10 protein-coding genes are annotated in these 13,998 nt (G+C 60.4%); 6 read left to right on the top strand and 4 right to left on the bottom strand.

The window, feature by feature from the left end; all coding sequences use genetic code 11:
- Positions 1 to 107: 107 nt before the first annotated feature.
- The 4 genes from ACZ0A4_RS16985 to gap all read right to left on the bottom strand — a co-directional run bounded on the left by ACZ0A4_RS16985 (position 108) and on the right by gap (position 5,626).
- Positions 108 to 2,693 (bottom strand): TonB-dependent receptor, encoded by a 2,586-nt coding sequence (locus ACZ0A4_RS16985; RefSeq protein WP_463575669.1) that lies wholly within the window; start codon positions 2,691 to 2,693, stop codon positions 108 to 110.
- 122 nt (positions 2,694 to 2,815) lie between these two features.
- A complete protein-coding gene (locus ACZ0A4_RS16980; protein ID WP_463575668.1) occupies positions 2,816 to 3,781 on the bottom strand; it encodes a FecR family protein in 966 nt (321 codons plus the stop codon).
- Positions 3,782 to 3,906: 125 nt separating this feature from the next.
- Positions 3,907 to 4,425 (bottom strand): RNA polymerase sigma factor, encoded by a 519-nt coding sequence (locus ACZ0A4_RS16975; RefSeq protein WP_093430467.1) that lies wholly within the window; start codon positions 4,423 to 4,425, stop codon positions 3,907 to 3,909.
- Between the two features lie 199 nt (positions 4,426 to 4,624).
- Complete coding sequence (gene gap / locus ACZ0A4_RS16970) at positions 4,625 to 5,626, bottom strand: type I glyceraldehyde-3-phosphate dehydrogenase (protein ID WP_463575667.1); 1,002 nt, start codon at positions 5,624 to 5,626, stop codon at positions 4,625 to 4,627.
- A 220-nt stretch (positions 5,627 to 5,846) separates the two neighbouring features.
- Between gap and edd the strand changes: the two genes are divergently transcribed.
- The 6 genes from edd to ACZ0A4_RS16940 all read left to right on the top strand — a co-directional run bounded on the left by edd (position 5,847) and on the right by ACZ0A4_RS16940 (position 13,951).
- Complete coding sequence (gene edd, locus ACZ0A4_RS16965; RefSeq protein ID WP_095112266.1) at positions 5,847 to 7,673, top strand: phosphogluconate dehydratase; 1,827 nt, start codon at positions 5,847 to 5,849, stop codon at positions 7,671 to 7,673.
- On the top strand, positions 7,670 to 8,620 hold the full coding sequence (locus ACZ0A4_RS16960; protein WP_463575666.1) for a glucokinase: 951 nt from the start codon (positions 7,670 to 7,672) through the stop codon (positions 8,618 to 8,620). The genes edd and ACZ0A4_RS16960 overlap by 4 nt, the downstream gene beginning before the upstream one ends.
- Before the next feature lie 166 nt (positions 8,621 to 8,786).
- Entirely contained in the window at positions 8,787 to 9,518 is a 732-nt protein-coding gene (locus ACZ0A4_RS16955) for a response regulator (protein ID WP_007917879.1), read from the top strand.
- Entirely contained in the window at positions 9,508 to 10,977 is a 1,470-nt protein-coding gene (locus ACZ0A4_RS16950; protein ID WP_007917878.1) for an ATP-binding protein, read from the top strand. Before ACZ0A4_RS16955 ends, ACZ0A4_RS16950 begins: the two co-directional genes overlap by 11 nt.
- Positions 10,978 to 11,271: 294 nt before the next feature.
- The gene (locus ACZ0A4_RS16945; RefSeq protein WP_463575664.1) at positions 11,272 to 12,531 is read left to right on the top strand and encodes a D-mannose isomerase; all 1,260 of its coding nucleotides are present in this window, start codon (positions 11,272 to 11,274) and stop codon (positions 12,529 to 12,531) included.
- Between the two features lie 118 nt (positions 12,532 to 12,649).
- Positions 12,650 to 13,951: an ABC transporter substrate-binding protein gene (locus tag ACZ0A4_RS16940; RefSeq protein ID WP_463575663.1), complete on the top strand. Its 1,302-nt coding sequence runs from the start codon at positions 12,650 to 12,652 to the stop codon at positions 13,949 to 13,951.
- The last annotated feature ends 47 nt before the right edge of the window (positions 13,952 to 13,998 follow it).

Here is a 13,998-nt window from a genome sequence, read left to right as displayed (position 1 = left end):
TGTCCTTGATAAAAGAGGCGCTTGATAACGAGACGAACAAGAAGACGTGCAAGCGTAAAAAAACCTCACTGCGCGGTGCCGGAACACGCGCAGTGAGGTTCGCAGGATCAGATGTCCCAGATCAGATTGATCGCGAAGTTGCGGCCCGGTTGGGTCAGACGATCAAGGTTGGCCGGTTGCGTCACCGATGCTTCGCCGACGCTGTCGTAACCGCGCACGTCATCCCACAGCCAGTATTTCTTGTCGGTCAGGTTGTAGATGCCGCCGCTGACGGTGACGTCGTCGGTGACTTTGTAATAACCGGCCAGATCAAGAATGCCGAAGCCCGGGGTTTTGAACTGGCTGCTGACGCCATCCGGCGACTTGAAGTTGCTGTCGTCGACGCGATCCTTTTTCTTCACCAAGGTCCAGCTCAGCAGGCCGCCGTAGTTGTCCTGGTCGTAACCCAGACCGAACACGCCGGTCAGCGGGTTGACGCTGTTGATCGGCTCGCCGTTGTCGTTGTTGCGACCGTAGGCGTAGGCAATCGAGCCCTGGGTGTAGAGGCCTTGCGGTGCGCCGAACGCATCCAGATTCAGGCGACCTTTGACTTCCGCACCCTTGATGGTGGCGTGCTTGATGTTGGCCGACTGGAAGGTCAGTTCGTTGCGGCCCGGGGTCACAGCGTCTTCGTTAATGAAGTCGCGGTACTTGTTGTAGAACACCGCGATGTCGAACGAGCCTTGTTCGAAGTGGCCGCGCAGACCGGTTTCATAGCTTTTGCTTTTCTCCGGTTCGAGGTCCGGGTTTGGCGCCACGCTGTAGCCGGTGGTGGTGTTTTCGAAGCGGCCGTACAGGGCTTTCGCCGTCGGGGTGCGGAAGCCTTCGGCGTACTGACCGTACCAGGTGTAGTTCTCGGTCAGGGCGTAGGTCAGGCCGAATTTCGGCGAGACTTTGTGCCAGGTCTTGTTCTTGTCGCTCACCGTGCCTTGGCCGTCAGCCGCCACGGTGTTGAGGAATTCCTGGGTGATGTGCGGCTTGAGCTGGGTGTAGTCGTAGCGCAGGCCCGGCAGGAAGGTCCAGTTGTTCCAGCTGATCTGTTCCTGAGCGAACACGCTGTAGGTGTTGATGGTCGGGTCCGGGAAGTCGGTGGCTTTGGCCAACACGTCAGCGGTGCTGGTCGCACCAATGGCGGTGCAGCCACGACCGACCGCCAGGCAGGTGCCGTCGCCGCTGCGCGAGCCCGTGACTTTCTGTTGCTTGATGGTGGTGCCGTAAGTCAGGACGTGATCGGTGGCGCCGATGGCGAAAGCCTTGTCCAGTTGCGCATCGAAGACCCACTGTTTCTCTTCGTAAATGGTGTCGCGAGTACGCAGCACTTTACGGGTGATCGGGTAGTAGAACTCGCTGGTGCTCTGGTCAGTCTTGGCGATCTGGTGGTTGAGGCTCCACTTCACGTTGTCGACCAGCAGGCTGTCGAGGGCGAACGAGTGTTCGATGCCGATACGTTCACGGGTGATGGTGTCGTTGCCGGTGCGCCACTGGTACATGCCGCCGGGCAGCACGCTGTCGGGGATGGTCGGGGCGCCGTTGAAGTAAGGGCCACCGTAGGCACTTTTCTGATCGGTGTCGCGATCATCCTTGTACTTTTCGTAGGTCAGGCCCAGACGCGAATCTTCGTTGTAGTTCCAGCCGATCTTGGCCAGCACGTTGTAGGCGCGGACGTCTTCCGGGTTGGCGGCGGTGCGCTCAAGGCCAGTGCCATTGTTGCTGCCGTAGGAATCGGTTTCGTGACCGTCGCGCTGGCTGTAGTGCAGCAATCCGTCGAACTGGTCGGCGCGGCCGGCGACGGTGGCGGACTTCAGCCAGCTGTCATCGGCCGAGCTGTAACCGGTTTTCAGACGCGCGCCGACGTCTTTGCCGGGCTTGATGATGTCGTCGGCATCGAGGGTGTAGTAGCTGACGGCGCCGCCGATGGCGTTGCTGCCGTAGAGCACCGAGGCCGGGCCACGGAGGATTTCCACGCGTTTGACGATTTCCGGGTCAACGTAATTGCGCTGGGTCTTGGCGTACGGGCCGTTGAAAAAACCGTCCGGCACTTCCACGCCATCGACTTGCGTCAGGATGCGGTCGCCGTCGATACCGCGAATGTTGTAGCCGCTGATGCCGCCGCGTGTGCCGGCCCCGCCGACGGAAACCCCCGGCTCATAACGCACCAGATCCTTGATGGTGTTGACGTTGTTGCGGTCCAGATCCTGACGGGTCTGCACGGTGACGGTGGCCGGCACGCTAGTGACCGACTGCTCCTGACGGGTGGCGCTGATGGTCACCTGATCCAGATTGAGCGTGCCGCTGGCGTTGCGCTTTTCCAGCACAACGTTGTTGTTGCTGATTTTGCGGAAGCTCAGGTTGGTCCCCACCAACAGACGCTCCAGGGCTTTTTCCGGTGGCAGCGAGCCACGCACGCCCGGCGACGATACGCCTTGACCCAGTTCTGCCGGCAAGCCGACCTGCCAGCCGGTCACGGCGGTGAAGGCATTGAGCGCCGACACCAGCGGCTGCTGGCCGATGGAGAACGAGTAATCGCCCATGTTGCGCATCGGTTGCTCGGTGGCGGCCATCAGTGGCGCGGTGCCGGCCATCAGGATGGCCGCGGTCAGCAGCGACAATACGCGGGAAGGGGAGGAAGTCTGGCGGGTAAGGCGTGAGGACATCGATAGCGCTCCGTGTCGCACGAATCTTTATAGGTGCTCATTGGCTTCGCGTGTTGCGAATCAATTGCATTGGCTATAACGAGACGTACTGACGTTGGCTATCGAGTAAAAATAATTCTCATTTAGTTCAAAATCACCAGCGCGGGGAATTCCTGCAGGCGCGCCGAGGTGATGTGCGCGAGGGAACGCACCACGTCGAGCGGCTGATCGAGACGGTAATTGCCGGTTACGGCGACGTCGGCCAGTTGCTCGTTGTTGTTGATGATCCAGCCCGGGTAGTAGCGGCGCAATTCGGCCAGTACCTGATTCAGCGGGCAGTTCTCGAACACCAGCCGGCCCTGCACCCAGGCCAGGTCCGTGTTGGCATCGAGTTTGGCCGGGCGGTCGAAACCGTTGGGGCCGATGCGAATGCTTTCGCCGGCAGTCAGGCGCACACGGGCATCGTTGTGCGTGGCGCGCAAATCGACGTCGCCGCGCTGCACATTGACCTGCGCGACGCCATCGAGATAACGCACGGCGAACGCCGTATCGCGCACGCTGGCAGTGACTGGCCCGGCATCGATTTCCAGCGGTTGATTGCGGCCGCTGGCAATCTCGAAAAACGCCTCACCCTGAAACAACCGGGCAACGCGCTGTTGATCGTTGATGGTGCTGGAGAATGCCGAATTGGTATTGAGCAGGACTTTCGAGCCGTCCTCCAGTTGCAGACGCTGGCGCTCGCCAACCACCGTGAGGTGATCGGCCTGAAGGCGCATGGGCAAATTGCTGAAGCTGAACAGACCGAGCACCAGCACCGCGGCGGTGGCCAGCGGTTTCCAGTGCGGACGCAGACGCTTGAGGACGGGGACTTTTGCAGGTTTGGCCGCCAGGCTTTGCGCGCACTGGGCGACTTGCGGGCCGTCCCAGATCGCCTGGGCCTTGGCGAACGCCTCGGCGTTCAGCGGATCGGCCGCCAGCCAGGCATGAAACTGCCGGGTCTGCTCCTCGTCCGGGCTGCCGAGCACGATGAGCCAGTCCAGCGCCTGGTCCATTGCGTTTGCAGCGTCCTGCACCGAATCCGGCGAAGGCGAGCGGTGGGTGTCCGTCACGGTGTTTCCTCGGCAGTGTCTGCGCACGGCTGTTTTTTCAAGTGAAGCGTAAAAGTCGGGCAAGGGTAACAAAGCCCGATGATCCGTGCAGGCGATCCTGGCACTTACAGAAAAGGCCTACGACCTCAGTCGCCATTCAGGCGTTCAGCGACACCGATGCAAATGCTCATGATCAGCTTCAGTTCTTTCTGCACGGTGCTGAGGGAGACGTTCAGCTCGTCGGCGATTTCCTGATAGCTGTTCCCGTGCAAACGGCTGAGGATGAAAATCTGCTGCTGGCGGGGGCTGAGTTGACTGAGGCTCACGTTCAGGCGCTCCAGCATCTGTTCGGCGTGGGCGGCATCTTCGGCGCTGCTGGCGGGGGCGGCGACGCTGTGCACGACATCCTGCGGCACATCATCAACCATGGTCCGCGAATGGATCTTGCGCGCACGCAAATGATCCAGCGCCAGATTGCGCGCGGTCTGGAAGACAAAAGGTTCGAGGTGATCGATGGCCCGCTCGCTCAACGCCCGCGTCACGCGCAGGTAGGTCTCCTGCAACAGGTCTTCAGCGGTGCTGTGATTGTTGACCATCCGTTCCAGCGTACGCAGCAAGGATGTGCGCTGAGTAAGGAAGACGTGGTTGAAGCGCGATTGACTCACGGGAGGACCTGATCGATTTCAAGCGAATGATAATGCTTATCATCTAGTCGAATGGTCAAGTGTTGATTTCAAATTGAAATCGAAACCCTGTGGGAGCGAGCTTGCTCGCGAAGGCGTAGTGTCAGGCTATTCAAATAGTGACTGACATACCGCTTTCGCGAGCAAGCTCGCTCCCACAGGGATAGGGGATTACTTGAGGTTACTCGGCGTTACACAGCGCCAGGCAGTTATCCAGCATGCGGTTGGAGAAGCCCCACTCGTTGTCATACCAGGCCAGCACTTTCAGCAGTTTGCCGCTGGATTTGGTGTGATTGGCGTCGAAGATCGACGACAGCGGATTGTGGTTGAAGTCGCTGGAAATCAGCGGCAACGTGTTGTAACCCAATATCTTCGAGTGTTGGCTAGCCGCTTTCATCAGCGCGTTGACTTCCTCGGCACTGGCTTCTTTTTTCAGCTGTACGGTCAAATCCACCAGCGACACATTGATCACCGGCACCCGCACGGCCATGCCGGTCAGTTTGCCCGCCAGTTCCGGCAGCACCAGGCCCACCGCTTCAGCGGCGCCGGTCTTGCTCGGGATCATGTTCTGCGTGGCCGAACGCGCGCGGTACGGGTCGGTGTGATAGACGTCAGTCAGGTTCTGATCGTTGGTGTAGGCATGGATCGTAGTCATCAGACCGCTTTCAATCCCCAGCTCGCGGTGCAGCACCTGCGCCACTGGCGCCAGGCAGTTGGTGGTGCACGAAGCGTTGGAGATGATCTGGTGCGACTGGCGCAGAATGTCGTGGTTCACACCATAAACCACGGTAGCGTCGGCGCCTTTGGCCGGGGCCGAAATGATCACTTTGCGTGCGCCGGCAGTAAGATGCGCGGCGGCTTTGGCGCGATCGGTAAAGAGACCGGTGCATTCGAACACCACATCAATCTTTTCCGCCGCCCATGGCAGTTCGGCCGGGTTGCGAATCGCGCTGACCGCAATGCGGTCGCCGTTGACCGTCAGGCTCTCGTTATCATGCTCGACCTGTGCGTCGAACGTGCCGTGAACGGTGTCGTATTTGAGCAGATGGGCATTGATCGAGCTGTCGCCCAGATCGTTGATGGCGACGATCTGCAAATCCTGTCGATAGCCTTGGGTATACAGTGCGCGCAGGACATTACGGCCGATGCGGCCAAAACCATTGATTGCGATTCGTAGAGTCATGGAACAGCGCCGCCGTCGTTTTGTTGTTGGAATTACAAGATTATTCGCATAAAAATAGAAAACAAGCCTTTTTAGTGGCAATATTTTGTTTTATCTACAACGAGTGACCTGAATCAACTGGTCCGAATGGTCAAAAAAGCCGTCTGTCATTCCAACAACAACGGCGTTTGATCAGCATAGACAATCAGGTCGCCACATCCGTTAGCCTGGAGTTCTACACATGCATCCCCGCGTTCTTGAGGTCACCGAACGGCTTATCGCCCGCAGCCGCGCCACGCGTCAGGCTTACCTTGCACTGATTCGCGGCGCCGCCACTGACGGGCCGATGCGCGGCAAGCTGCAATGCGCCAACTTCGCCCATGGCGTGGCCGGGTGCGGCAGCGAAGACAAGCACAGCCTGCGGATGATGAACTCGGCGAACATCGCCATTGTTTCTTCGTATAACGACATGCTCTCGGCGCACCAGCCGTACGAAGTGTTCCCGGAACAGATCAAGAACGCCCTGCGCGAAATCGGCTCGGTCGGCCAGTTCGCCGGCGGTACGCCAGCGATGTGCGACGGCGTCACCCAAGGTGAGCCGGGTATGGAACTGAGCCTGCCGAGCCGCGAAGTGATCGCCATGTCTACTGCGGTGGCGCTCTCGCATAACATGTTCGACGGCGCGCTGATGCTCGGTATCTGCGACAAGATCGTGCCGGGCCTGATGATGGGTTCGCTGCGCTTCGGCCACCTGCCGACGATCTTCGTCCCGGGCGGGCCGATGGTCTCGGGGATTTCCAACAAGGAAAAAGCCGACGTTCGCCAGAAGTACGCTGAAGGCAAAGCGACCCGCGAAGAGCTGCTGGAATCGGAGATGAAGTCCTACCACAGCCCGGGCACCTGCACCTTCTACGGCACCGCCAACACCAACCAGTTGCTGATGGAAGTCATGGGCCTGCACTTGCCGGGCGCCTCTTTCGTCAACCCGAACACGCCGCTGCGCGACGCGCTGACTCGCGAAGCCGCGCATCAAGTCACGCGCCTGACCAAGCAGAACGGCAACTTCATGCCGATCGGCGAAATCGTCGACGAGAAGTCGCTGGTCAACTCGATCGTCGCGCTGCACGCCACTGGCGGTTCGACCAACCACACCCTGCACATGCCGGCCATCGCCATGGCAGCGGGCATTCAATTGACCTGGCAGGACATGGCCGACCTCTCCGAAGTCGTGCCGACCCTGAGTCACGTCTACCCGAACGGCAAAGCCGACATCAACCACTTCCAGGCAGCGGGCGGCATGTCGTTCCTGATCCGCGAACTGCTTGGCGCCGGTCTGTTGCACGAAGACGTCAACACCGTGCTTGGCCACGGCTTGAGCAAATACACGAAAGAACCGTTCCTTGATAACGGTGAACTGGTCTGGCGTGAAGGCCCGGTCGACAGCCTCGACGAAAACATCCTGCGCCCGGTCGCCCGTGCATTCTCGGCGGAGGGTGGTTTGCGCGTGATGGAAGGCAACCTCGGGCGCGGCGTGATGAAGGTGTCCGCCGTCGCGTTGGAAAACCAGATCGTCGAAGCACCGGCCATGGTGTTCCAGGATCAGCAGGATCTGGCCGACGCGTTCAAGGCCGGTCTGCTGGAAAAAGATTTTGTCGCCGTGATGCGCTTCCAGGGCCCGCGCTCCAACGGCATGCCCGAGTTGCACAAGATGACGCCGTTCCTCGGTGTGCTGCAGGATCGCGGCTTCAAAGTCGCGCTGGTAACTGACGGGCGCATGTCCGGCGCCTCGGGGAAAATCCCGGCGGCGATTCACGTCAGCCCCGAAGCCTATGTCGGTGGCGCTTTGGCACGCGTGCAAGAGGGCGATATCATTCGCGTCGATGGCGTCAAAGGCACCTTGGAACTCAAGGTCGACGCCGCAGAATTTGCAGCGCGCGAACCCGCCAAAGGCCTGCTGGGCAACAACATCGGCAGCGGTCGCGAACTGTTTGGCTTCATGCGCATGGCCTTCAGCTCGGCGGAGCAGGGCGCCAGCGCCTTCACTTCTGCCCTGGAGACGCTTAATTGAAACTGGCTTTGGTCGGTGACATCGGAGGCACCAACGCGCGGTTTGCGTTGTGGAAAAACCAGCAACTGGAATCGGTTCAGGTGCTGGCCACGGCCGACCACGCCAGCCCGGAAGAGGCGATCAGCCTGTACCTGAGCGGGCTCGGTCTGGCGCCGGGCTCAATCGGTTCGGTGTGCCTGTCGGTGGCGGGGCCGGTCAGTGGTGACGAGTTCAAATTCACCAACAATCACTGGCGGCTGAGTCGCACCGCGTTCTGCAAAACCTTGCAGGTCGAGCAGTTGTTGCTGGTCAACGACTTCTCGGCGATGGCGCTGGGCATGACCCGTTTGCAGCCGGGCGAATTCCGCGTGGTCTGCGAGGGTGCGCCGGAGCCGTTGCGTCCGGCGGTGGTGATCGGTCCGGGCACTGGCCTGGGCGTCGGCACCTTGCTCGACCTCGGTGAAGGCCGTTTCGCGGCGTTGCCGGGCGAGGGCGGTCATGTCGATTTGCCGCTGAGCAGTCCGCGTGAAACCCAGTTGTGGCAGCACATCCACAACGAGATCGGCCATGTCAGCGCGGAAACCGCGTTGAGCGGTGGTGGCTTGCCACGGGTTTACCGGGCGATCTGCGCGGTGGATGGGCATGAGCCGAAGCTCGACACGCCGGAAGCGATTACCGCGGCCGGTCTGGCGGGTGATCCGATTGCGCTGGAAGTGCTGGAGCAATTTTGTTGCTGGCTCGGCCGTGTCGCCGGCAACAACGTGCTGACCACGGGCGGACGTGGCGGGGTGTATATCGTCGGCGGTGTTATCCCACGCTTTGCCGATTTCTTCCTCGAAAGCGGTTTCGCCCGTAGCTTTGCTGACAAAGGGTGCATGAGCGACTATTTCAAAGGTATCCCGGTGTGGCTGGTGACAGCGCCGTATTCCGGGCTGGTGGGCGCCGGTGTAGCCCTCGAACAGGCTTGATACCGAGTCGCTCTCATCGCTGGCAAGCCAGCTCCCACAGGTTTTGTGAACGACACAAATCCTTGTGGGAGCTGGCTTGCCAGCGATGACGCCAGAACAGACAACAAAATTCCAAGGTTCATCAGGCATAATCCGCCCCAATTCCAACAACAAGGATGCCTTCGAAGTGAGCTCAGTCAACAAGTCGATATTGTTGGTCGATGACGACCAGGAAATACGCGAGTTGCTGGAAACCTACCTGACCCGCGCCGGGTTTCAGGTGCGTGCCACCGCCGATGGCGCCAGTTTCCGTCAGGCCCTCAACGAGGCGCCGAGCGATCTGGTGATCCTCGATGTCATGCTGCCCGACGAAGACGGCTTCAGCCTGTGCCGTTGGGTGCGTCAGCATCCGCGTCAGGCGCAGGTGCCGATCATCATGCTTACCGCCAGTTCCGACGAGGCCGATCGCGTGATCGGTCTGGAACTCGGCGCCGACGACTACCTCGGCAAACCCTTCAGCCCGCGCGAACTGCAAGCACGCATCAAAGCTCTGCTGCGGCGTGCGCAATTCGGTCAGGAGCGCAGTGGCAGCGACGTGCTGGCCTTCGATGAATGGCGGCTGGACATGGTCAGCCATCGGCTGTTTCACACCGATGGCGAAGAAGTAATTCTTTCCGGCGCCGACTTCGCCCTGTTGAAACTGTTCCTCGATCATCCGCAGGAAATCCTCGACCGCGACACCATCGGCAACGCCACCCGTGGCCGTGATCTGATGCCGCTCGATCGCATCGTCGACATGGCCGTCAGCCGTTTGCGCCAGCGTCTGCGCGACACCGAGAAACCGCCACGGCTGATCCGAACCGTGCGCGGCAGTGGCTATCAACTGGCAGCCAACGTGGTTGCCGGCAATGCTCACTGAGTCGCTGCGCAAACTCGCCGCCAAGGTGCCGGTGCCGCGTTCGTTGCTCGGGCGGATGTTGCTGCTGACCTTGCTGGCGGTGCTGTTCGCGCAAACATTGTCGAGCGTGATCTGGGTCTCGCAACTGCGCGCCACACAACTCGAAGGCCTGGTCACCAGCGCCCGCAGCCTTGCGCATTCGATGACTGCCAGCGTCAGCTATTTCCGCTCATTACCGGTGGCTTATCGACCGTTGGTGCTCGACCAGTTGCGCAGCATGGGCGGCACCCGCTTTGTCGTGACGCTCAACGACAAGCCCCTGGGCATGGATGTGTTGCCGGTCACGCCGCGTAAAGCGGCGGTGATGAAAGCGGTCGACGAAGTGCTGCGCCAGACCCTCGGGCACGACACCGATATATCGGTGACCTTCGTCAGCCCCGAAGACCTGCGGATCTTCAACGCCGGGCTGAAACTCGATGAGCTGCCGCGCTCGTGGGCGCATTACGCGCTGACCCTGGAGCCGGTGAATCCACCCGTGTTGGTCACGCAGATTCAAATGGCCCCGGGCGAATGGCTGTACATCGCTTCACTGCTGCCGGAGCCGTACACCAGTCTTGAAGAGCAAGGCCTGCCCTCGCAGCAGGTGTGGTTTATCGTCCTCACCAGCGGATTCTTGCTGTTGTTCATCGGCCTGTTGGTGCACTGGCAGAGCCGCCCACTCAAGCGTCTGGCGCGCGCCGCGCGGGATCTGTCGCTGGGCGCTGACGTTGAACCTGTGGCCGAGGGCGGCGGCAGTGAAGTGGTGGAAGTGGGCCGCGCCTTCAACACCATGCGCGAGCGCATCAGCCGCTACCTGACCGAGCGCAGCCAGTTGTTCAGCGCGATTTCCCATGACTTACGCACGCCGATCACCCGTTTGCGTTTGCGCGTCGAATTGCTTGAAGACGAGAAGCTGCAAGCCAAATTCGGCCGCGATCTGGATGAGTTGGAGTTGTTGGTCAAAGGCGCGCTGCAATGCGTGAAAGACACCGACATCCACGAGAACATCGAACCGGTGGATCTCAACCATGTGCTCGATTGTCTGGTCGAGCCGTACCTGGCGCCGAATGGCAACGGTCGCGTCACCCAACATGGCCGGGCGCTGGCGGCGTATCCGGGCAAGCCTTTGGCGTTGAAACGCTGCATCGGGAACCTGATCGACAATGCGTTGAAGTATGGGCAGAACGCGCATCTGCACATTGATGACGATGACAGCGCGTTTGTCTTGCATGTTGATGATGAAGGGCCGGGCGTGCCGGAGCAGCGCTTGGAACAGGTGTTCGAGCCGCACTTCCGGTTGGCGGGGCAGCAGCAGGGCTATGGTTTGGGATTGGGCATCGCGCGCAATATTGCCCATAGCCATGGTGGGGAAGTGACGTTGCAGAATCTGCGAGAGGGTGGATTGCGGGTGACCCTGCAATTGCCGCGTTCGGCGGATTGAGTCAAAGGCTTTCCCTCACCCTAGCCCTCTCCCGGGGGGAGAGGGGACTGACCGGGGGATGCTGCAGAGATACGCCGACCTGGAAGTCCGGTAGCGAATCCATAATCAACTCGATGTGTCAGGTCGGCGGATAACTCAGCTCCACTCGGTCGGCCCCCTCTCCCTCCGGGAGAGGGCTGGGGTGAGGGCTGCTTTTTGTCACGGACTGGTGACAAAACCCGCCCCCTTCGTTACAAGCCCACCTCGGCCCGTTGTTTAGACTCCCCGCAGTCATAACAACAAAAAAGGCCACCCATGGATCTCTTCCAACCCGGCTTCAGCAGTTGGCTGAACGCCCCTGCCCACCAGCAATGGCTCGCCGCCGAAGGCCTGCGTCTGCTGGATTTCGCCAAAGCATCAAAGCTGCCCGAAGGCTTCGGCAACCTCGACGAACGCGGCCGTCTATCAGCCAACGCGCAAGCCGAAACCATGAACACCGCGCGCATGACCCACAGCTTCGCCATGGCCCACATTCAGGGGCTGCCGGGTTTTGCCGAACTGGTCGATCATGGCATTGCCGCCCTGCGCGGGCCGTTGCGTGATGCGTTACACGGTGGCTGGTTTGCGGTCGCCGAACACCGCGACGACAACACCGGCAAGAACGCCTATCTGCATGCCTTTGTCGCACTGGCCGCCAGCTCTGCGGTGGTCGCACAGCGCCCCGGCGCACAAGCGCTGCTGGACGATGCCATCGACATCATCGACACGTATTTCTGGAGCGAAGAAGAGGGCACCATGCGCGAATTCTTCAATCGCGACTGGAGCGAAGAAGAAGCCTATCGCGGCGCCAACAGCAACATGCACGCGACCGAAGCGTTCCTCGCGCTGGCCGATGTCACTGAAGATCCGCGCTGGCTGAGCCGCGCGCAACGCATCGTCGAGCGGGTGATCCACGGTCATGCTGCCGCCAACGGTTACATGGTCATTGAGCATTTCGACCGCGACTGGCAGCCGCTGCGAGACTATAACCTCAACAATCCGGCCGATGGTTTCCGCCCTTACGGCACCACACCGGGCCACGGTTTCGAGTGGGCGCGGCTGTTGCTGCACCTCGAAGCGGCGCGGGTCCAGGCCGGCATGCTCACGCCCGGCTGGCTCGCCAGCGACGCGCAGAAACTCTTCGAAAACAACTGCCGCAACGGTTGGAACGTCGATGGTCTGCCGGGCATCGTCTACACCCTCGACTGGGACAACAAAGCCGTCGTCCGCCACCGCCTGCACTGGACGCACGCCGAGGCCAGCGCTGCTGCCAGCGCCTTGCTCAAACGCACCGGAGCTGCGCAATACGAAACCTGGTACCGACTGTTCTGGGAATTCTGCGAAGTACATTTCATCGACCGTTGCGACGGCAGCTGGCACCACGAACTCAATCCGCAAAACCTGCCAAGTGCCGATATCTGGCCGGGCAAACCCGATCTGTATCACGCCTGGCAAGCCGTGCTGATCCCTCGTCTACCCTTGTCACCCAGTATGGCGACTGCGCTGGCACAGTTATCCCAGAGCAGTCCTGTGTAACCATGTGGTGACATTCGCGCGTCCCTTCGTTACCTGCGAAGGGAAACGTCCTGTTTAAACTCCTGTGCAGCGCAAGCACCAGACTTGCATGCATAACAACAAGAAAGGTACATCTCAGATGAATGCGATTTCTCGCCTCGCTACTGTCATTTCTGTCGCCTCCCTGTTCCCGCTCGCAATTCTGCCTCTCAGTGTTTCCGCTGCCGAATCCAAAGGTTCGGTCGAAGTCGTGCACTGGTGGACGTCCGGTGGCGAAAAAGCCGCTGTTGATGTGCTCAAGGCACAAGTCGAAAAAGACGGTTTCACCTGGAAAGACGGCGCTGTCGCCGGCGGTGGCGGTGCGACTGCCATGACCGTGCTGAAAAGCCGCGCCGTTGCCGGTAACCCGCCTGGCGTTGCCCAGATCAAAGGCCCGGACATTCAGGAGTGGGCATCCACAGGCCTGCTCGACACCGACGTGCTGAAAGACGTTGCCAAGTCGGAAAAATGGGACAGCCTGCTCGACAAGAAAGTCTCCGATACCGTGAAGTACGACGGTGATTACGTGGCCGTGCCGGTGAACATTCACCGCGTGAACTGGCTGTGGATCAACCCGGAAGTGTTCAAGAAAGCCGGGATCACCAAGAACCCGACCACCCTCGAAGAATTCTACGCCGCTGGCGACAAGCTCAAGGCTGCGGGCTTCATCCCGCTGGCTCACGGCGGTCAGCCTTGGCAGGACAGCACCGTGTTCGAAGCCGTGGTGCTTTCGGTGATGGGTGTCGATGGTTACAAGAAAGCCCTGGTTGACCTGGACAACGCCGCGCTGACCGGCCCGGAAATGGTCAAGGCGCTGACCGAGCTGAAGAAAGTCGCGACCTACATGGACGCTGACGGCAAAGGTCAGGACTGGAACCTGGAAGCAGCCAAAGTCATCAACGGCAAGGCCGGCATGCAGATCATGGGTGACTGGGCCAAGTCCGAATGGACTGCCGCCAAGAAAGTCGCCGGCAAGGACTACGAGTGCGTAGCTTTCCCGGGCACCGACAAGGCGTTCACCTACAACATCGACTCGCTGGCCGTGTTCAAGCAGAAGGACGCCGGCACTGCGTCCGGTCAGCAGGACATCGCCAAAGTCGTGCTGGGTGAAAACTTCCAGAAAGTCTTCAGCATCAACAAAGGCTCGATCCCGGTTCGCAACGACATGTTGAACAACATGGACAAGCTCGGTTTCGACTCTTGCGCACAGACTGCTGCCAAGGACTTCCTGGCGGACGCCAAGTCCGGCGGCCTGCAGCCAAGCATGGCGCACAACATGGCGACCACGCTGGCGGTGCAAGGCGCGTTCTTTGATGTCGTGACCAACTACATCAACGACCCGAAAGCCGACCCGGCCGACACTGCCAAGAAACTGGGTGCAGCGATCAAGTCGTCCAAATAAGCGTCGTTAGCGCAGGCTTCTCCTGTGGGAGCGAGCCTGCTCGCGAA

Source organism: Pseudomonas sp. AC172 (assembly GCF_979258595.1).
The sequence above is the reverse complement of the archived record's forward strand: the minus strand, read 5'-3'. Positions and strand labels throughout refer to the sequence as shown.

What these genes read in the sequence shown, in the direction of transcription:
- ACZ0A4_RS16985 (WP_463575669.1), bottom strand. Translation starts at nt 2,693, where the DNA reads ATGTCCTCACGCCTTACCCGCCAGACTTCCTCCCCTTCCCGCGTATTG.
- gap (WP_463575667.1), bottom strand. Translation starts at nt 5,626, where the DNA reads ATGACTCTACGAATCGCAATCAATGGTTTTGGCCGCATCGGCCGTAAT.
- edd (WP_095112266.1), top strand. Translation starts at nt 5,847, where the DNA reads ATGCATCCCCGCGTTCTTGAGGTCACCGAACGGCTTATCGCCCGCAGC.
- ACZ0A4_RS16950 (WP_007917878.1), top strand. Translation starts at nt 9,508, where the DNA reads ATGCTCACTGAGTCGCTGCGCAAACTCGCCGCCAAGGTGCCGGTGCCG.
- ACZ0A4_RS16945 (WP_463575664.1), top strand. Translation starts at nt 11,272, where the DNA reads ATGGATCTCTTCCAACCCGGCTTCAGCAGTTGGCTGAACGCCCCTGCC.
- ACZ0A4_RS16940 (WP_463575663.1), top strand. Translation starts at nt 12,650, where the DNA reads ATGAATGCGATTTCTCGCCTCGCTACTGTCATTTCTGTCGCCTCCCTG.